Raw genomic sequence first — 16,307 nt, forward strand, 5'->3', positions numbered from 1 at the left:
ATAATAAAAATTTATTGACCACTTTACATAATATTGACGACTCATCTATACTTGTAGTATAATTTGTATATACAAATGAGGTGAGTAGTATGGATGGATACGTTCAAGAAACATTATTCTTTGCAGCTAGTAAATTGCATCGGAATATTAATCGAATAGCAGAACAAGTATTTAAACCAACGGGATTACCCCCTTCACATGGGATGATTATGTTATTTTTAGATGAATGGAAAGAACTGTCACCTGGTGATTTATCTGAGTCACTCGATTTCAATCCGTCTACGGTCACGCGATTTCTGGATAAATTGGAAAAAATGAAATACGTAAAGAGGCGTAAAGATAGCCGTTATTCATATGTCTCACTGACTCAAAAAGGTGTTCAAAAAATTCCTGAAATTAAAGGTGTTTTTGAAGAACTCGAATATACGTTGAATCGAATGATCACATCAAAAATTAGTCATAAGCAGCAACCAATCATCCGTGATATGGCGGATCGTATTGTGGAAAAAACAAGGAAAGGACAATAGTAAGAGATGAAAAAAGCTCAAATTTTATTGATTTTAGTATTAGTAGTAATGTTTTCAGCATGTAATAAGGAGAATAACGATGTGGATAAAACATCAAAATCAACATCTTGTGAAACAGATCCATTCTCAGAAGCTTGTTTATCGAGTGATTTAGTTGGATTGGAGAGTTACAATGAGTTTACACGATTTGGTTTAACACCGGAATATGTAGAGCAGTTAAAAGTACCAGATTCTAACGATGATATAGGGGATAGAAACACGATTATTTATGCTTCGAATGATGAGCTTGTATACTATAATCGTGATCAAATTTTCTATCGTGTGATCGGTGAAACGGTCGAGGAATATACAATCAATTATAACAATTATACCCCTGGAGTAATGGGATATAATCCTATCGACCATATCGTGTATTTAACGACACCACTACCGGTATTATATGGTACGGAACACTTCAAAAATGCGATTGAATATGACTTTGATGATGATTCGCACCCAGAAACAGGTGAATATGTTATCGGTCAGACAGTTAAGGTGATTGCGAATACTAATAATGGATTGGTTATGGAGTATCAAGATGATTATTATGTATATAATGGTCAATTTGAGTTATCTACTACTTATAGCGAAGGAGACGCATATTTCGTGGGTGCAAACCATTTCTATCAGCGTCCAGGAGAAGGCTATTTTCTCTTTGTTGAAGAAGGATTGACTAGTTGTAATCTTTGGCTCCATGATGGTGATGATGTTGTTACTACTATAGACCTTGAACATGGTTGTAGTTATGGACAACATATCACCACAAATGAGTATGGAGTTTTCTTTCTAGTTGGTGAGGAATATGGGGATCAATTTCTATACCGGTTTGACGGTGGTAGTTTATCCGCAGAGCATCTTGAACTTTATGACGCAAATGAACCAATTGAATATCTGTATTCTGTTGGTGATTATTATGGATTTTATGAGCTTCGATTAAGAGATCATTATATTACTTGTTTTGATGATGAGTTCCGAATTGATCATGCTGTCCCTGATTGTGGTTCTGAAAATGCAATGGGTGATAGTTTTTATGCGACGCATACAAAAGGAACCAGTCTTGATATTGTCGTCTATGACTTGAATAACACGGAAATCAATCGCATTGAAAATGACAATTACTTGGCAATACCTTTTCATGACTTCTTGAGTGTCCGAAAAGGATACAGTGGAAACCTATATAACTACGATATTTATTGGAAAGGTACGGACCTTGTACTTGAAGATATTCCCAGTTTTGTTGCACTTGATAGTACGAGAGGTCTTTATATGGAACTGAACAGTGATACAGATTTTAATGTGGTTTATAAAGATTTTTCGACAAACGAATCCATCATTCTCCAGTCCCTTACCGCAGGTCCAAATATCTACGAAAGCATTTATTGTGCTGCTGGACGAGGAAATACGTTTTATATACATGATATTGCAACCAATATGTTCCATGTATATGATATCGATGGAACATCGATTGAATCCTTCACGTACTTAGGAACCTACCGTAGTGAGATGTTAAATGCGAGTTTCATATTGGAACGGGATAATGGCGAAGTTGTACAATACCGATTGAATTAAGAAACAAGGCATCGCTTAGGCGATGCTTTTTAATTATAAACTTTCTTGATGAAAACATTATCTTGTTGCAGTTAATTACTATGTGTGATATAGTAATGTAAGATTACTGCACGGATTTCGTGTAGAAAGAAGGTACTCTATGAAGTCATTACGTATCGGCGATAAAATCGCTCGCTTACCAATTATTCAAGGGGGAATGGGGATTGGAGTTAGTTTACATCGTTTAGCTAGTGCGGTTGCAAATGAAGGTGGGATAGGTGTAATTAGTGCTGCTGGAGTTGGCTTTTATGGGGAGAAGACTGGGGATTTTGAACAAGATAATATTACTACTTTAAAAGCTCAAATTACCCAGGCAAAAGAAGAATCTAATGGCTTGATTGGTGTCAATATTATGGTCGCCCTAACATCTTTTGAAGCATTATCAAAAGCGGCAATGGAAGCCAATGTAGATTTCATATTTGCCGGTGCGGGATTACCGTTACGATTGCCTGAATTTCGTCCCGCAAATACGACAACAAAATTGGTTCCAATTATCTCATCTGGTCGTGCTGCGAAACTTCTTTGCAAGCATTGGATCAAAAAATACAATTATGTTCCCGATGCCTTTGTTGTCGAAGGTCCAGAAGCTGGTGGACATTTGGGATTTAAAGCCAATCAACTAGGTGATGCAGCGTACTCATTAGAGGTCTTATTACCACAGGTATTAGAGGCTATAGAACCGTTTGAAAAAGAACACAATACGACCATCCCGATTATCGTTGGTGGTGGTATTTATACAGGACAAGATATTCGTCGTTTTCTGGATTTAGGAGCTAGTGGTGTTCAAATGGCAACCCGTTTTGTACCAACCTACGAATGTGATGCCAGTGATGCGTTTAAACAAACCTATGTGGATGCGAAGAAAGAAGATATCGTCTACATCAAGAGTCCAGTAGGATTACCGGGGCGAGCGATCAGGAATCCGTACTTAGAAGAGGTCGAACAAGGATTAAAACATCCTTTTACGTGTCCTTATGATTGCATTATTACATGTAAGAAAGAAGAAGCACCCTACTGTATTACACTCGCCTTAATCAATGCGCAAAAGGGGAAACTCCATAATGGATTCGCCTTTGCGGGAAGCAATGCGTATAAGACGACAAAGATATCGTCCATCAAAGATGTGTTTCGAGCAATCAAACAAGAATTCAAATCAAAATAAAAGCCCAGAATTGGGCTTTTTTATTCGATTATAGTAATCGTCCACCGATTGTAATCGATTAATCCTTCTCGCTTCATTTGAGATAGTTCTCGGGATAATGACGGACGCTTCACATGCATCTTCTTCGCTAGTTCTTCTTTCGTCATTGGAAGTTGAATTTTGTTGGTTCCTTGACGTTGTTGTTCAAGGGTTAGATAATGTAGAATCTTGTCCCGCAATGTATCTTGAGATAAGAGCTTTGTTTCAAGACTATAGGTGTATGCTTTCTGACTAATCAAGGTCAAGAGGTTCTTGCGGAATATAGCATCATCGTGTAGGTACTGATCAACCAGTTCGTAGGGAATAGTGGCTATGGTAGCTGGTGTAACCGTTACAAGGTTTCCAGGATACATATGATCCTTTGTACCATACAAGAGTACATCACCTACCATCATTCCTTCATGTAGGGTCTGAAGGTGAATCGATGTCCCGCTGGCATTGTACGATGTGATCCCAATCGTACCTTCTAACACAATCGCAATATATGTACAAGTAGTACCTTCTAATTCGATCGTATATTTGGTTGGATACTGTTTGATTTGAATCGGTGATGTATCGATTGAGGTGTTATGAAATAATTCGGTTTGATGGAGTAACATGAGAATTCCTCATTTCGTAACATTTGTTACAATCATTGTAGCATGAATGGATCCAAAAGAAAATGTCCGAAAAAAAGTTTAAAATTTTTTTACACAAAATATCGCGCTATTTAGGGGTTGTTTTACCCCTTATATTATATAGAAAAAAAATTTCCAAAAAAATTTGATAAAGTCCTTGCATTAGCGATTTGTTTTTGCTATTATGTTCAAGACTCGCGCCCGAGTCAGGCTACGAAGTGGGAGGTTGCTGACACACCCGAAGACGTTGTCTTGGGAGTCAGGTAATTCACACCGAGCAAGTCTATATAGCAATATAGGCGAAAGGAGGAAATTTAATGGCAAATCAAAAAATCCGTATCCGATTGAAATCTTATGATCATAGATTATTAGACCAATCGGCGCAAAAAATTGTGAACACCGCGAAAAAAACAGGAGCGAAAATCAGTGGTCCTGTCCCGCTACCCACAGAAAAAGAAATTTTCACAATTTTGCGTTCTGTTCACGTTAACAAAAAATCTCGTGAGCAATTTGAGCGTCGTACGCACAAACGGTTGATCGACATCATGGATCCAACCCCAGCGACAATCGACAGCTTAATGCACTTGGATTTACCATCTGGTGTAGACATCGTATTAAAATAATGCACTACCAATCAAACCAAAAAAATAATATAGGAGGTTACTCATGGCCAAAGGTATCTTAGGAACAAAAGTTGGAATGACTCAAGTCTTCAATGAAGATGGAAAATTAGTACCTGTTACTGTTGTTAGTTGTGAACCAAACGTTGTTCTTCAAAAGAAAACTATGGAAAATGATGGATATGAAAGTATCCAATTAGGCTACAAAGACAAACGAGTGAAATTAGCAAACAAGCCCGAACTTGGACATTTTGCGAAATCGAACTCAAATCCTAAGCGCTACTTGCAAGAAGTTCGTGGACCAGAGCTCTATAACTTCGAAGTAGGTCAGGAGATCACAGTCAAAATATTCACAGAAGGTGAAGTCGTTGACGTTACTGGAACATCCAAAGGGAAAGGATTCGCTGGTAGCATCAAACGTCATAATCAGCATCGTGGGCCAATGGGACACGGTTCTCATTACCACAGAGGTCCTGGATCAATGGGTCCCATCGATCCCAACCATGTACGCCCTGGTAAAAACTTACCTGGACACATGGGACATGAAACTGTCACCATTCAAAATCTAGAAATCGTTAAAGTGGACGTTGAACGAAACGTATTACTTATTAAAGGTTCTGTACCCGGTCCGAAAAAAGGCTTGGTATACGTGAAACATGCCGTCAAAAGTGGAGCGATTGAACCGCTGAATCCTACAGATTTCATCACTGTAGAAGAAACTCAAGAAACTGAAGCTTCTGCGGAAGCTCAGGAATAGTCTGAGAGGAGGATATAAGATGGCAAAAGTTACATTATTCAATCAGACAGGCGAAAACGTAGGAGATATCGAACTCAATGATGCAGTATTCGGTATTGAACCTAACGAACAAGCCGTATATGACGTTGTAAAGGCCCAACGCGCAGCCATGAGACAAGGTACACACAGTACCAAAAATCGTAGCGCTGTACGCGGTGGTGGACGGAAACCTTGGCGTCAAAAAGGAACCGGTCGTGCCCGCGTCGGTACCAACCGAAGTCCATTATGGACAGGTGGGGGAATCGTCTTCGGACCAAGTCCTCGCAAGTACATCTTAAAAGTAAACAAAAAAGTACGCCGCTTAGCATTAAAAAGCGTATTGTCCAGCAAACTACAAGAAGAGAACTTCAAAGTACTGGATCAGTTAACATTGGAACAAATAAAAACCAAAGATATGGTGAACGTACTGAATAACTTAAAGGTAGAAGGTAAAGTTGCATTTGTCTTAGATAAACCAAATACAACCCTTGCCCTTGCTGCACGTAATATCCCAGGAGTTACCGTAACAACTGTGGATCACGTGAGCGTCTATGAGTTATTGAACGTAAAAACCGTCGTCTTAACTGCTGATGCAGTCAAGAAATATGAGGAGGTGCTTGGATAATGTTATCAAGTGAAATTATCTTAAGACCGATCATCACGGAAAAATCAATGCTACTTGCTGAACAAGAAAACAAATACACATTCAGCGTTGACAAACGTGCAAACAAAATTCAGATCAAAAAAGCGATTGAAGAACTCTTCAACGTTACCGTAGTAAAAGTTAATACCATGAAAACTACTCCAAAGAAAAAACGAGTAGGACAATACACAGGTTTCAAACCCGCTGTCGCAAAAGCTGTTGTTACACTAGCTGAAGGCAGTAAAATTGAAATCTTTAATGCGTAATAAAAGGAGGTTACTGTTATGGCTTTAAAGAAATATAAAGCAATGACGAATGGACAACGTCACATGACCAGCTTGGATTATTCCGAACTCACTACGGATAAACCGGAAAAATCCTTAGTTGTAAACATCAACAAGCATTCTGGACGTAACAACCAAGGTAAAATTACTGTACGCCATCAAGGTGGCGGATACAAGAAAAAATACCGTATCATTGACTTTAAACGAAATAAAGACACGATTCCTGGTAAAGTTGCTACCATCGAATACGATCCAAACCGTAATGCATTTATCGCATTAATTCATTACGTGGACGGAGAAAAACGTTACATCATCGCTCCCAAAGGTCTACAAGTAGGAATGATGATTGAAAGCGGCGAAGCTGCTGATATCAAAGTTGGAAACGCACTGCCTGTACGAAATATTCCAGTCGGTACCGTTATCCATAACATCGAATTAAAACCTGGTAAAGGTGGCCAATTAGTACGCGCCGCTGGAACCAGCGCTCAAATCTTAGGTCGTGAAGATCGTTATGTACTTGTTCGCTTAACCAGTGGTGAAGTACGTCGCATCTTAGGAACCTGCCGCGCAACCATTGGTGAAGTTGGAAACGCAGATTACAACTTAATCAACGTTGGTAAAGCCGGTAAAACAAGACATATGGGAATTCGCCCTACCGTTCGTGGTAGTGTTATGAACCCTGTCGATCACCCTCATGGTGGTGGAGAAGGACGTCAACCAATCGGTAAAAAAGGTCCTGTAACTCCTTGGGGTAAACCAGCTCTTGGTTTAAAAACTAGAAAACGAAACAAAGCTAGCAATAAATACATTGTTAGACGTCGTAACAAGTAGAGAGGAGGAACTCAAATGTCACGTTCCGTTAAGAAAGGTCCATTCGTGGACGACCACTTATACAACAAAGTGGAAGCACTTAATAAAGAAGGCAAAAAACGCGTTATCCAAACGTGGTCACGTCGTTCCACCATCTTCCCTGAATTTATCGGGCATACGATTGCTGTTTACAACGGTAAAGAGCACATCCCTGTATACGTTCAAGAAGATATGGTTGGGCACAAATTAGGAGAGTTCGCTCCTACAAGATCCAACCGTGGACACGAAAAAGATAAGAAAGCAAGCAGAAAGTAGAGGAGACAAACTATGGAAGCAAAAGCACAAGCAAAAATGGTCCGAATCTCTTCTCGTAAAGTCAAGTTGGTTATCGATTTAGTACGCGGTAAAAACGTTGGAGAAGCGATCGCAATCTTACGCTTAACACCAAAAGCTGCAAGTCCCGTTGTTGAAAAGTTAATTCGTAGTGCTGTTGCGAATGCCGAACACAACTACAACATGGACACCGAAGCACTTTATGTAAAAGAAATTTTTGTAGGCGAAGGTCCTACATTGAAACGATTTAGACCACGCGCTCAAGGTAGAGCGTCGGCAATCATGAAACGAACCAGCCACATCACAGCAGTCGTGGCTGAGAGAGAATAGGAGGCACATCACATGGGTCAAAAAGTTAGTCCAGTAGGACTCCGAATTGGAATCATCAAAGACTGGGATGCTCGTTGGTATGCTGATAAAAATGATGTTGCTGATCTACTTCATGAAGATTTAAACATCCGTTCGTTATTAGAAGACTTTTACCAAAACGCAGCGGTTTCTAAAATTGAAATCGAACGTAGTAAAGGTCGCGTACTAATCTCCGTACACACCGCAAAACCAGGTATGGTATTCGGACGCGAAAGCAAAATTAAAAATGAAGTCGTTAACAAATTGCAACAATTAACTGGTAAAGAAGTATACTTAAACATCGTCGAAATTAAAAAACCAGATTTAGACGCCAAATTAGTCGCCGAAAACATCGCGCGTCAATTGGAAAGTCGTGCATCATTCCGCCGCGTTCAAAAAATGGCAATTCAACGTGCTATGAGAGCCGGAGCAAAAGGATGCAAAACCTTAGTATCAGGACGCTTAGGTGGTGCTGAGATGGCACGTAGCGAAGGATATAGTGAAGGAAATGTTCCATTACATACCTTGCGCGCAGACATCGATTACGCCGCTACAGAAGCCGATACTACATACGGTAAACTTGGAATTAAAGTATGGATTTACAAAGGTGAAATCCTTCCAGAGAAAAAACGGGGAGGTAGACAATAATGTTAACACCGAAACGTACCAAATATCGTCGTCCTCATCGCGTTAGTTATGAGGGAAAAGCCAAAGGTGGAACCGAAATTAACTTTGGAGATTTCGGATTAATGTCCTCCCAAGGTGCTTGGATCACCAACCGCCAAATTGAAGCAGCTCGGATTGCCATGACACGTTATATGAAACGTCAAGGGAAAGTATGGATTCGCATCTTCCCTCACATGGCAAAAACCGCAAAACCGCTCGAAGTACGGATGGGATCTGGGAAAGGTGCTCCTGACGGATTTGTTGCCGTTGTTAAAGAGGGTACCATTATGTTTGAAGTCGGTGGCGTCAATGAAGCAGTTGCACGTGAAGCATTGCGTTTAGCATCTCACAAATTGCCTGTCACAACGAAATTTGTAAAACGAGAAAGTGGTGATTCTAATGAAAGCTAGCGAAATTAGAACTTGGGACACTACGAAAATTAATGATGAAATTACCGAACTCAAAAAAGAATTGTTCGACCTTCGTTTCCAACAAGCAACCGGACAATTGGAAAACACCGCTCGTGTCGGTAAAGTAAAAAAAGCGATTGCGCGCATGAAAACTGTGCTCAACGAGCGTAACGAGTAGAGGAAAGAGGAGATCATTATGGAACGTAATAAACGAAGAGTATTAACTGGAGAAGTCGTATCCAATGCCACGGATAAAACCATCTCTGTATTAGTTACAACATATCGTAAACACCCATTATATGGTAAACGAGTCATTCAAACCAAAAAATTCGCTGCACACGATGAACAAAATCAAGCGAATGTTGGTGACGTAGTAAAAATTATGGAGACTCGCCCATTATCCAAATCAAAACGATTCCGTTTACTCGAAATCGTCGAGACCAAAGCTTAATCGGTGAGTAGAAGGAGGAACTAAGTTATGATTCAACAAGAATCGAGAATGAAAGTAGCTGACAACTCCGGTGCTCGCGAAGTCTTAACCATTAAGGTTTTGGGAGGATCCAAGCGTAAATACGCTTCGGTTGGAGATGTCGTTACCGTTACAGTGAAAGCTGCGACTCCTGGTGGCCAAGTGAAAAAAGGAGACGTATTACAAGCTGTAATCGTTCGTACAAAAAAACCAATCCGTCGTAAAGATGGAAGCTATATTAAATTTGATGACAATGCTGCTGTATTAATCCGCGATGATAAAAGCCCTCGTGGAACCCGTATTTTCGGCCCAGTAGCACGTGAGTTACGCGAAGCAGGATACATGAAAATCGTTTCGCTTGCTCCCGAAGTATTATAGAGTAGGAGGAACCGAAGATGAAAATCAAAAAAGGCGATACAGTCAAAGTCATCAGCGGTGCAAACCTTGGGAAAGAAGGAACAGTCTTAAAAGTCTATCCGAAAACCAACAAGGTCATCGTTGAAGGCGTAAACAAAATCAAAAAACATGCGAAACCTACTCAATCGAACCCCGATGGTGGAATCATGGAATACGAAGCACCAATCCATGCATCCAACGTCATGATCGTGGAGAAAAAACTCGGTACTACACGTATTGGTTATAAAACCATTACCGAAACCGTGAAAAAGAAAGACATAACACGAAAAGTTCGTTATTCGAAAAAATCTGGTGAGGTATTAGACTAATCAGAAAGGAGGAAATAGCATGAACCGTTTACGTGAAAAATATGACGAATCAATCCGTCCAATATTGATGGATAAATTCAACTATAACACAGTAATGGCCACCCCAAAAGTATTAAAGATCGTTGTTAATATGGGAGTAGGAGACGCCATTACAAACAGCAAGGCATTAGACGATGCCGTTGCAGAATTAACACTAGTAACAGGTCAAAAACCTGTCATCACTAAAGCGAAAAAATCGATTTCAAACTTTAAATTAAGAGAGGGTATGCCAATCGGTTGTAAAGTAACGTTACGAGGAGAAAGAATGTATGACTTTCTCGATAAACTCGTGAACATTGCTCTTCCTCGCGTTCGCGACTTCCAAGGTGTTTCCAAAACCGCATTTGACGGACGTGGAAACTACACCCTAGGTGTCAAAGAACAATTAATTTTCCCTGAAATCAACTACGACAAAATCAACCGTGTACGCGGGATGGATATTGTCATCGTAACATCGGCAAATACAGACGTTGAAGCACTGGAATTATTGACGCAGCTCGGTATGCCGTTTCGTAAATAAGGAGGCTAATTATGGCAAAAACATCAATGAAAATTAAAGCACATCGTCCCGCTAAATTTTCTAGCCGGGAATACACAAGATGTGAGCGTTGTGGTCGTCCACACGCAGTATATAGAAAATTCAAACTATGCCGTATTTGTTTCCGCGAATTAGCGTACAAAGGACAAATACCTGGCGTCAAAAAAGCTAGTTGGTAAAAGAAGGAGGCAACTAATATGGTAATGACAGATCCTATTGCAGATATGTTGACACGTATCCGAAATGCCAACCAAATGAAACATGAAACAGTGGATATCCCTGCGTCGAAACTGAAAAAAGAAATTTTAGAAGTATTAAAAGCCGAAGGATACATCATTGGTTACAAAATCATTAAAGGTGATGTGCAAAACACGCTACGTGTAAACTTAAAATATCTGAACAACGACCGCGTTGTTAAAGGACTAAAAAGAATTTCTAAGCCTGGGCTTAGAGTCTATGCAAAAACAAACGAACTACCCAAAGTATTAAATGGACTAGGAATTGCTGTGGTTTCGACCTCTCGAGGTATCATGACCGACCGTGAAGCGCGTAAGCAAAAAATCGGCGGCGAAATCTTGGCATACGTATGGTAGAGGTGTAATTATGAGTCGAATTGGAAAAAAACCGATTACTCTACCTCAAGGTGTAGAAGTAACTATAGACAACCATACTGTAACCGTAAAAGGTCCAAAAGGGACATTAGAAGGTACGTTCAACAATGAACTTGCGATCTCCGTCGACAACAACGAGTTACTCGTTGAACGTCCAAACGACAGCAAATTCATGAGAAGTATCCATGGAACCACACGCGCGTTAATCAATAATATGATTACCGGTGTTAGTGATGGCTTCAAAAAACAATTAAAAATGATCGGTGTTGGGTATCGTGCCCAATTACAAGGAAACAAGTTGGTAATACTTGCTGGATACTCGAATCCAGTGGAAATGGATATTCCGGAAGGAATCACCGTTGACGTTCCGAAAAACACCGACATCATCGTGAGTGGAATTGACAAACAATTAGTTGGAGAATTCTCTGCCAACGTTCGCAAAGTTCGTCCCCCAGAACCCTATCTTGGAAAAGGGATTCGCTATGTGGATGAATATGTACGTCGTAAAGAAGGAAAAACTGCTAAATAGTAGGTAGGAGTGATAATTATGATTAAAACAAAATCAAGAAATTTATTGCGAAAAAAACGTCACTTACGTATTCGCAAACGCTTAGTCGGTACTCCAGCAAAACCTCGTTTAAATGTCTTCCGTAGTAATAAAAACATCTACGTACAAATCATTGACGATGTCAACGGAGTAACCTTGGTGAGCGCATCATCAAACGAAAAAGATTCCACAATCACAAACGGTGGCAACATAGAAGCTGCGAAAGCAGTCGGAACATTAATTGCACAACGTGCACTCAAAAATAACATCAATACTGTCGTGTTTGACCGTAGTGGGTATTTATACCACGGACGTGTTAAAGCATTGGCGGACGCAGCTCGTGCAGCTGGGCTAGTATTTTAGGAGGGCCCCAAATGGACAATAATAATCGTAAAAGACGTCAACGTCGTCCTCGCCGTAAACGCGAACCAAAGCTTTACGAAGAGCGCGTTGTCAATATTAACCGGGTAACAAAAGTTGTAAAAGGTGGACGCCGTTTCCGCTTTAGCGCACTTGTCGTTATCGGGGACAAAAAAGGTAAAGTTGGATTTGGTACCGGGAAAGCCCAAGAAGTACCAGATGCCATCAAAAAAGCAATTGAAGACGCCAAACGTAATTTAGTCAAAGTGCCAATGTACAACTCCACCATCCCCCATCAAGTTGTTGGGAAATTCGGTGCTGGAGAAGTATTCTTAAAACCTGCCATCGGTGGGACCGGAGTTATCGCCGGTGGACCTGTTCGTGCCGTACTCGAATTGGCTGGAGTTGAAGACATCTTAAGTAAATCTTTAGGTTCCAACACCCCAATCAACGTCGTCCGCGCAACCTTCGATGCTATCAACACGCTTCGTAGCGCTGAACAAGTCGCTCGCACCCGCGGGTTAAGTGTAGAGGAGATCTTAAACTAATGGCTCAACTACAAATAAAATTGGTGAAAAGCACCATTGCTGGAACACCAAACCAAAAGAAAACAGCCATCGCACTTGGCTTAACCAAATTACAAAAAACCGTCGTCAAAACCGATACTCCAACTATTAGAGGGATGATCAACGTGATCAACCACCTAGTAGAAGTAAAAGAGTTATAGGAGGTATACCAGATGAACTTATCAAACTTGAAACCAACTCCTGGCTCTACACATGCTAAAAAACGTTTGGGTAGAGGTCCCGGGAGCGGTACCGGTAAAACCGCAGGAAAAGGACACAAAGGACAAAACGCCCGTAGTGGTGGAGGAACACGTCCTGGATTTGAAGGGGGACAAACACCACTCTTCAAACGTCTACCAAAGCGTGGATTTACCAATCATTTTAGAACCGAATACGCTTGCGTTAACGTAAGTGAATTAAACCGTTACGAAGAAGGTACTGTCGTTACCAAAGACATGCTTTTACAAGACAAATTAATCCGCAAACAATTAGACGGATTAAAAATCTTAGGTAATGGTGAATTAACGGTGAAATTAACTGTGCAAGCAGACAAATTTACCAAATCTGCTGCCGCTAAAATAGAAGCAGTTGGTGGAACCCCAGAGGTGATTTAACATGGAGAATATAGTTGCCGCACTTAAGAATAAAGATGTCATGAAGAAAATTGGATTTACCTTCTTAGTCTTTTTAATCTACAAACTTGCAACTTATATCACCATCCCGTTAATCAACCAAGACATCATCCAATCCTTCTTTGATTCTGCAGACAGTGGATTCTTAGGTATTGCTAACGCATTTACCGGGAACGCCCTGAAAAACTACAGTATCATCGCCCTAGGAATTGGTCCCTACATCACCGCTTCAATCATCACTCAATTATTACAAATGGACATCATTCCATTATTAAAAGAGTGGCAAGAAGAAGGCGAAACAGGGAAACAAAAAATTAATCAATTAAACCGTTATTTAGCCATTGGTTTGGCATTCATCCAAGCCTTAGCAATGACGTATGGTTTCCGTTTAACTGGAAACGCCATCTTCGATATTGGTGTTACAAACGTTAACTTCGTAACCTACACCTACTTAGCAATCGTCATGACCGCAGGGACCGCATTCTTACTCTGGTTAAGTGATCAAATCACACTTTACGGAGTCGGAAATGGAACCAGCATGATCATCGTCGCAGGGATCGTATCCACGATGCCACTGATGATCACGAGTATGATTGAAGGTTATTTAGTCGAAAGTGTACGGACCACCGAAAGCATCTTAATCTTTACGCTCGTGATGGTATTATACATTGCCGTCATCTTCTTCGTAACGGTCATGCAAAGTGCGTTTCGTAAAATACCGATTCAATATTCCAACCGTCCTGCCAGTGCTCGATTCCAAGGAAAAAGTGATTCTCACATTCCATTAAAAATCAACTCTGCAGGTGTTATCCCTGTTATCTTCGCGGTAACGATTCTATCGATCCCAACGACAATCTTAAGCTTCGTTGGTGCCTTAGATGGAACCTTATTTGGACGCTGGTTAACCGAAATGTTTACCTACCAACAACCGTTAGGATATGCGGTTTACGTAATTCTAATTTACGTCTTCGCATTCTTCTATAGTTTCGTTCAAATCAACCCCGAAAAAATGGCAGACAACTTACAAAAACAACATGCATACATCCCTGGTGTACGTCCTGGTACAGAAACCGAAAACTACATCAGTAAGACGTTATTCAGAATCACCATTATTGGTGCAACCTACCTCGTATTAGTCGCGTCCTTACCAATCTTCGTAGCGATGATCTTTGATCTTCCTGCATACGTTCAAATTGGTGGAACCAGCTTACTGATCGTTGTAGGTGTGGCGATTGAAACCACTAAACAAATCAAAACCCAAACCCAAGAACAAAATTACTCGGGATTCATCAAATAAGAGGTTCGTTTTGAAAATCTTAGTGATGGGTCCTCCGGGTGCCGGGAAAGGCAGTCAATCGTCTAGAATCGTCAAACGCTATAACATGCCATCCATCTCCACCGGACAAATGTTCCGTGACGCCTACAACAAAGGCGAGAAAATTGGAGTAGAAGCCATGAAATTTATCAAAAAAGGTGAACTCGTCTCCGACGACATCACCAACGAAATTGTACGATTGCGACTCTCCGAAGAAGATGCGGAAACAAACTTCTTACTCGATGGGTACCCTCGTACCGTAAACCAAGCAATTGCGCTTGACAAGATGTTAGAAGGAATGGGATCGAAACTCGATGCCGTCATCAACATCCTGTCCAGTCACGATGTACTGTTTGAACGTATGGAACAACGCCGAGTTTGTAAACAATGTGGCGCAACGTACCACCTAAAATTCATGAAACCACAAGAAGATGGAGTCTGCGACATATGTGGTGGCGAACTCTATCAACGACCCGATGATACCCATGAATCAGTGGAGCGTCGTCTGGAAATCTACGAAAGTAAAACAAAGCCGTTATTAGACTACTATGATGACAAAAACATCTTATATAACGTCAATGGGATGCAAGAATTTGATAAAGTCACCGACGACATCATTCTTGTATTAGACACCATTTATGATTAGTATTAAATCCAACCGTGAAATTGACTTGATGAAAAAAGCGGGGCATATCGTCGCGCTTGCCCATCAAGAAGTTGCCAAACACATTAAACCTGGCGTAACAACCTACGAACTCGACCAAATTGTCGAACGCGTAATCCGAGATCATGGAGCCACCCCATCCTTTAAAGGATACGGCGGGTTCCCTGGAAGTGCCTGTACTTCGATTAATGAACAAGTTGTACACGGTATCCCCAGCGAAACAGTGGTTTTACAAGACGGTGATATCATCGCTGTCGACATCGGTGCCAACTACAAAGGTTATCATGGCGATTCCGCTTGGACATACGCCGTGGGTACCGTTAGTGACGATGTCTTACAACTGATGAACGTCACCGAAGAATCCTTATACAAAGGATTGGAACAAGCCACCGCTGGTAATCGCATCTCGGACATCTCCCATGCCGTCCAAACGCATGCGGAACAATACGGCTACGGTGTCGTCCGCGAATTCGTCGGACATGGAGTCGGTAAACAACTCCATGAAGACCCGCAAATTCCCAACTTTGGCAAACCCCATAAAGGGCCACGCCTCAAAGCCGGAATGACCTTAGCCATTGAACCGATGATCAACATGGGCCGCAGAGAAGTTCGCGTACTAGAAGATAACTGGACGGCAGTCACCATTGATAAGATGCCAAGTGCTCATTATGAACACACCATCTTAGTCACTGACGGTGCGCCTGTCATCCTAACAACACTCGCTAAAGGAGGAATCTAAATGGCGAAAGAAGACAAACTTGAATTAGAAGGTAAAGTCGTTGAAGCTTTGCCAAACACCGAATTTATCGTCGAATTAAAAAACGGACATCGTGTACTTGCTCACGTTTCTGGTAAAATCCGTATGTATTACATTCGCATTCTACCAGGTGATCGCGTAACGGTGGAACTATCGCCGTACGACCTAACACGTGGGCGAATCACCTATCGTCATAAATAAGA

29 protein-coding genes are annotated in these 16,307 nt (G+C 41.0%); 28 read left to right on the forward strand and 1 reads right to left on the reverse strand.

Features of this window, described 5'->3' with window-relative positions:
- Positions 1-89: 89 nt before the first annotated feature.
- The 3 genes from G4Z02_RS05230 to G4Z02_RS05240 all read left to right on the forward strand — a co-directional run bounded on the left by G4Z02_RS05230 (position 90) and on the right by G4Z02_RS05240 (position 3,336).
- On the forward strand, positions 90-527 hold the full coding sequence (locus G4Z02_RS05230; RefSeq protein ID WP_258876950.1) for a MarR family winged helix-turn-helix transcriptional regulator: 438 nt from the start codon (positions 90-92) through the stop codon (positions 525-527).
- An 81-nt stretch (positions 528-608) separates the two neighbouring features.
- Positions 609-2,135 (forward strand): hypothetical protein, encoded by a 1,527-nt coding sequence (locus G4Z02_RS05235; RefSeq protein WP_258876951.1) that lies wholly within the window; start codon positions 609-611, stop codon positions 2,133-2,135.
- A 139-nt stretch (positions 2,136-2,274) separates the two neighbouring features.
- Positions 2,275-3,336, forward strand: a complete 1,062-nt coding sequence (locus G4Z02_RS05240) for an NAD(P)H-dependent flavin oxidoreductase (protein ID WP_258876952.1) — start codon at positions 2,275-2,277, stop codon at positions 3,334-3,336.
- A gap of 20 nt (positions 3,337-3,356) precedes the next feature.
- Here the strand turns inward: G4Z02_RS05240 and G4Z02_RS05245 are convergent, their stop codons facing one another.
- The gene (locus G4Z02_RS05245) at positions 3,357-3,974 is read right to left on the reverse strand and encodes a Crp/Fnr family transcriptional regulator (protein ID WP_258876954.1); all 618 of its coding nucleotides are present in this window, start codon (positions 3,972-3,974) and stop codon (positions 3,357-3,359) included.
- A gap of 335 nt (positions 3,975-4,309) precedes the next feature.
- Here G4Z02_RS05245 and rpsJ point away from each other — a divergent pair, with 335 nt between their 5' ends.
- Genes rpsJ through infA form a run of 25 tightly spaced genes read left to right on the forward strand, consistent with a single transcriptional unit; the run spans position 4,310 to position 16,305 of the window.
- Positions 4,310-4,615, forward strand: coding sequence for a 30S ribosomal protein S10 (rpsJ, locus tag G4Z02_RS05250; RefSeq protein WP_258876955.1), 306 nt, complete (start codon positions 4,310-4,312; stop codon positions 4,613-4,615).
- Between the two features lie 43 nt (positions 4,616-4,658).
- Positions 4,659-5,369 (forward strand): 50S ribosomal protein L3, encoded by a 711-nt coding sequence (gene rplC / locus G4Z02_RS05255; RefSeq protein WP_258876956.1) that lies wholly within the window; start codon positions 4,659-4,661, stop codon positions 5,367-5,369.
- Positions 5,370-5,388: 19 nt separating this feature from the next.
- On the forward strand, positions 5,389-6,012 hold the full coding sequence (gene rplD / locus G4Z02_RS05260) for a 50S ribosomal protein L4 (protein ID WP_258876957.1): 624 nt from the start codon (positions 5,389-5,391) through the stop codon (positions 6,010-6,012).
- Entirely contained in the window at positions 6,012-6,296 is a 285-nt protein-coding gene (gene rplW, locus G4Z02_RS05265; RefSeq protein WP_258876958.1) for a 50S ribosomal protein L23, read from the forward strand. The genes rplD and rplW overlap by 1 nt, the downstream gene beginning before the upstream one ends.
- 18 nt (positions 6,297-6,314) lie before the next feature.
- Positions 6,315-7,145: a 50S ribosomal protein L2 gene (gene rplB / locus G4Z02_RS05270; protein ID WP_258876959.1), complete on the forward strand. Its 831-nt coding sequence runs from the start codon at positions 6,315-6,317 to the stop codon at positions 7,143-7,145.
- A gap of 15 nt (positions 7,146-7,160) precedes the next feature.
- Positions 7,161-7,439, forward strand: coding sequence for a 30S ribosomal protein S19 (rpsS, locus tag G4Z02_RS05275; protein WP_258876960.1), 279 nt, complete (start codon positions 7,161-7,163; stop codon positions 7,437-7,439).
- A gap of 12 nt (positions 7,440-7,451) precedes the next feature.
- On the forward strand, positions 7,452-7,787 hold the full coding sequence (gene rplV / locus G4Z02_RS05280) for a 50S ribosomal protein L22 (protein ID WP_258876961.1): 336 nt from the start codon (positions 7,452-7,454) through the stop codon (positions 7,785-7,787).
- A 12-nt stretch (positions 7,788-7,799) separates the two neighbouring features.
- A complete protein-coding gene (gene rpsC, locus G4Z02_RS05285; RefSeq protein WP_258876962.1) occupies positions 7,800-8,453 on the forward strand; it encodes a 30S ribosomal protein S3 in 654 nt (217 codons plus the stop codon).
- Positions 8,453-8,881 carry a 50S ribosomal protein L16 gene (gene rplP / locus G4Z02_RS05290; protein ID WP_258876963.1) on the forward strand — a complete coding sequence of 143 codons (429 nt, stop codon included), beginning with the start codon at positions 8,453-8,455 and terminating at the stop codon, positions 8,879-8,881. The genes rpsC and rplP overlap by 1 nt, the downstream gene beginning before the upstream one ends.
- Positions 8,871-9,059, forward strand: a complete 189-nt coding sequence (rpmC, locus tag G4Z02_RS05295) for a 50S ribosomal protein L29 (RefSeq protein ID WP_258876964.1) — start codon at positions 8,871-8,873, stop codon at positions 9,057-9,059. Before rplP ends, rpmC begins: the two co-directional genes overlap by 11 nt.
- 15 nt (positions 9,060-9,074) lie before the next feature.
- Positions 9,075-9,332 carry a 30S ribosomal protein S17 gene (rpsQ, locus tag G4Z02_RS05300; RefSeq protein WP_258878705.1) on the forward strand — a complete coding sequence of 86 codons (258 nt, stop codon included), beginning with the start codon at positions 9,075-9,077 and terminating at the stop codon, positions 9,330-9,332.
- A 27-nt stretch (positions 9,333-9,359) separates the two neighbouring features.
- Positions 9,360-9,728: a 50S ribosomal protein L14 gene (gene rplN, locus G4Z02_RS05305; RefSeq protein ID WP_258876965.1), complete on the forward strand. Its 369-nt coding sequence runs from the start codon at positions 9,360-9,362 to the stop codon at positions 9,726-9,728.
- A gap of 17 nt (positions 9,729-9,745) precedes the next feature.
- On the forward strand, positions 9,746-10,075 hold the full coding sequence (rplX, locus tag G4Z02_RS05310; protein WP_258876966.1) for a 50S ribosomal protein L24: 330 nt from the start codon (positions 9,746-9,748) through the stop codon (positions 10,073-10,075).
- Positions 10,076-10,094: 19 nt separating this feature from the next.
- A complete protein-coding gene (rplE, locus tag G4Z02_RS05315) occupies positions 10,095-10,634 on the forward strand; it encodes a 50S ribosomal protein L5 (RefSeq protein ID WP_258876967.1) in 540 nt (179 codons plus the stop codon).
- A gap of 11 nt (positions 10,635-10,645) precedes the next feature.
- Positions 10,646-10,831, forward strand: a complete 186-nt coding sequence (locus G4Z02_RS05320; protein ID WP_258876968.1) for a type Z 30S ribosomal protein S14 — start codon at positions 10,646-10,648, stop codon at positions 10,829-10,831.
- Between the two features lie 18 nt (positions 10,832-10,849).
- Positions 10,850-11,245, forward strand: coding sequence for a 30S ribosomal protein S8 (gene rpsH, locus G4Z02_RS05325; protein ID WP_258876969.1), 396 nt, complete (start codon positions 10,850-10,852; stop codon positions 11,243-11,245).
- 10 nt (positions 11,246-11,255) lie between these two features.
- Positions 11,256-11,792 carry a 50S ribosomal protein L6 gene (rplF, locus tag G4Z02_RS05330; RefSeq protein ID WP_258876970.1) on the forward strand — a complete coding sequence of 179 codons (537 nt, stop codon included), beginning with the start codon at positions 11,256-11,258 and terminating at the stop codon, positions 11,790-11,792.
- A gap of 18 nt (positions 11,793-11,810) precedes the next feature.
- Complete coding sequence (gene rplR, locus G4Z02_RS05335) at positions 11,811-12,173, forward strand: 50S ribosomal protein L18 (RefSeq protein ID WP_258876971.1); 363 nt, start codon at positions 11,811-11,813, stop codon at positions 12,171-12,173.
- Between the two features lie 11 nt (positions 12,174-12,184).
- Positions 12,185-12,718 (forward strand): 30S ribosomal protein S5, encoded by a 534-nt coding sequence (gene rpsE / locus G4Z02_RS05340; RefSeq protein ID WP_258876972.1) that lies wholly within the window; start codon positions 12,185-12,187, stop codon positions 12,716-12,718.
- Complete coding sequence (gene rpmD / locus G4Z02_RS05345; RefSeq protein ID WP_258876973.1) at positions 12,718-12,897, forward strand: 50S ribosomal protein L30; 180 nt, start codon at positions 12,718-12,720, stop codon at positions 12,895-12,897. The genes rpsE and rpmD overlap by 1 nt, the downstream gene beginning before the upstream one ends.
- A gap of 12 nt (positions 12,898-12,909) precedes the next feature.
- Positions 12,910-13,350 carry a 50S ribosomal protein L15 gene (rplO, locus tag G4Z02_RS05350; RefSeq protein ID WP_258876974.1) on the forward strand — a complete coding sequence of 147 codons (441 nt, stop codon included), beginning with the start codon at positions 12,910-12,912 and terminating at the stop codon, positions 13,348-13,350.
- A 1-nt stretch (position 13,351) separates the two neighbouring features.
- On the forward strand, positions 13,352-14,665 hold the full coding sequence (gene secY, locus G4Z02_RS05355; RefSeq protein WP_258876975.1) for a preprotein translocase subunit SecY: 1,314 nt from the start codon (positions 13,352-13,354) through the stop codon (positions 14,663-14,665).
- A 10-nt stretch (positions 14,666-14,675) separates the two neighbouring features.
- Complete coding sequence (locus tag G4Z02_RS05360; RefSeq protein ID WP_258876977.1) at positions 14,676-15,329, forward strand: adenylate kinase; 654 nt, start codon at positions 14,676-14,678, stop codon at positions 15,327-15,329.
- Positions 15,322-16,086, forward strand: coding sequence for a type I methionyl aminopeptidase (gene map, locus G4Z02_RS05365; RefSeq protein ID WP_258876978.1), 765 nt, complete (start codon positions 15,322-15,324; stop codon positions 16,084-16,086). Before G4Z02_RS05360 ends, map begins: the two co-directional genes overlap by 8 nt.
- The gene (gene infA / locus G4Z02_RS05370; protein ID WP_258876979.1) at positions 16,087-16,305 is read left to right on the forward strand and encodes a translation initiation factor IF-1; all 219 of its coding nucleotides are present in this window, start codon (positions 16,087-16,089) and stop codon (positions 16,303-16,305) included.
- Positions 16,306-16,307 lie beyond the last annotated feature (2 nt).

Origin of the sequence: Candidatus Xianfuyuplasma coldseepsis, assembly GCF_014023125.1 — a bacterium.
In the GTDB taxonomy this organism is placed as follows: domain Bacteria; phylum Bacillota_I; class Bacilli_A; order Izemoplasmatales; family Izemoplasmataceae; genus Xianfuyuplasma; species Xianfuyuplasma coldseepsis.

Excerpts from the sequence above, each read along its gene's own strand:
- G4Z02_RS05230 (WP_258876950.1), top strand. The coding sequence starts at position 90 with ATGGATGGATACGTTCAAGAAACATTATTCTTTGCAGCTAGTAAATTG.
- G4Z02_RS05240 (WP_258876952.1), top strand. The coding sequence starts at position 2,275 with ATGAAGTCATTACGTATCGGCGATAAAATCGCTCGCTTACCAATTATT.
- G4Z02_RS05245 (WP_258876954.1), bottom strand. The coding sequence starts at position 3,974 with ATGTTACTCCATCAAACCGAATTATTTCATAACACCTCAATCGATACA.
- rpsJ (WP_258876955.1), top strand. The coding sequence starts at position 4,310 with ATGGCAAATCAAAAAATCCGTATCCGATTGAAATCTTATGATCATAGA.
- rplC (WP_258876956.1), top strand. The coding sequence starts at position 4,659 with ATGGCCAAAGGTATCTTAGGAACAAAAGTTGGAATGACTCAAGTCTTC.
- rplD (WP_258876957.1), top strand. The coding sequence starts at position 5,389 with ATGGCAAAAGTTACATTATTCAATCAGACAGGCGAAAACGTAGGAGAT.
- rplW (WP_258876958.1), top strand. The coding sequence starts at position 6,012 with ATGTTATCAAGTGAAATTATCTTAAGACCGATCATCACGGAAAAATCA.
- rplB (WP_258876959.1), top strand. The coding sequence starts at position 6,315 with ATGGCTTTAAAGAAATATAAAGCAATGACGAATGGACAACGTCACATG.
- rpsS (WP_258876960.1), top strand. The coding sequence starts at position 7,161 with ATGTCACGTTCCGTTAAGAAAGGTCCATTCGTGGACGACCACTTATAC.
- rplV (WP_258876961.1), top strand. The coding sequence starts at position 7,452 with ATGGAAGCAAAAGCACAAGCAAAAATGGTCCGAATCTCTTCTCGTAAA.
- rpsC (WP_258876962.1), top strand. The coding sequence starts at position 7,800 with ATGGGTCAAAAAGTTAGTCCAGTAGGACTCCGAATTGGAATCATCAAA.
- rplP (WP_258876963.1), top strand. The coding sequence starts at position 8,453 with ATGTTAACACCGAAACGTACCAAATATCGTCGTCCTCATCGCGTTAGT.
- rpmC (WP_258876964.1), top strand. The coding sequence starts at position 8,871 with ATGAAAGCTAGCGAAATTAGAACTTGGGACACTACGAAAATTAATGAT.
- rplN (WP_258876965.1), top strand. The coding sequence starts at position 9,360 with ATGATTCAACAAGAATCGAGAATGAAAGTAGCTGACAACTCCGGTGCT.
- rplX (WP_258876966.1), top strand. The coding sequence starts at position 9,746 with ATGAAAATCAAAAAAGGCGATACAGTCAAAGTCATCAGCGGTGCAAAC.
- rplE (WP_258876967.1), top strand. The coding sequence starts at position 10,095 with ATGAACCGTTTACGTGAAAAATATGACGAATCAATCCGTCCAATATTG.
- G4Z02_RS05320 (WP_258876968.1), top strand. The coding sequence starts at position 10,646 with ATGGCAAAAACATCAATGAAAATTAAAGCACATCGTCCCGCTAAATTT.
- rpsH (WP_258876969.1), top strand. The coding sequence starts at position 10,850 with ATGGTAATGACAGATCCTATTGCAGATATGTTGACACGTATCCGAAAT.
- rplF (WP_258876970.1), top strand. The coding sequence starts at position 11,256 with ATGAGTCGAATTGGAAAAAAACCGATTACTCTACCTCAAGGTGTAGAA.
- rplR (WP_258876971.1), top strand. The coding sequence starts at position 11,811 with ATGATTAAAACAAAATCAAGAAATTTATTGCGAAAAAAACGTCACTTA.
- rpsE (WP_258876972.1), top strand. The coding sequence starts at position 12,185 with ATGGACAATAATAATCGTAAAAGACGTCAACGTCGTCCTCGCCGTAAA.
- rpmD (WP_258876973.1), top strand. The coding sequence starts at position 12,718 with ATGGCTCAACTACAAATAAAATTGGTGAAAAGCACCATTGCTGGAACA.
- rplO (WP_258876974.1), top strand. The coding sequence starts at position 12,910 with ATGAACTTATCAAACTTGAAACCAACTCCTGGCTCTACACATGCTAAA.
- secY (WP_258876975.1), top strand. The coding sequence starts at position 13,352 with ATGGAGAATATAGTTGCCGCACTTAAGAATAAAGATGTCATGAAGAAA.
- map (WP_258876978.1), top strand. The coding sequence starts at position 15,322 with ATGATTAGTATTAAATCCAACCGTGAAATTGACTTGATGAAAAAAGCG.
- infA (WP_258876979.1), top strand. The coding sequence starts at position 16,087 with ATGGCGAAAGAAGACAAACTTGAATTAGAAGGTAAAGTCGTTGAAGCT.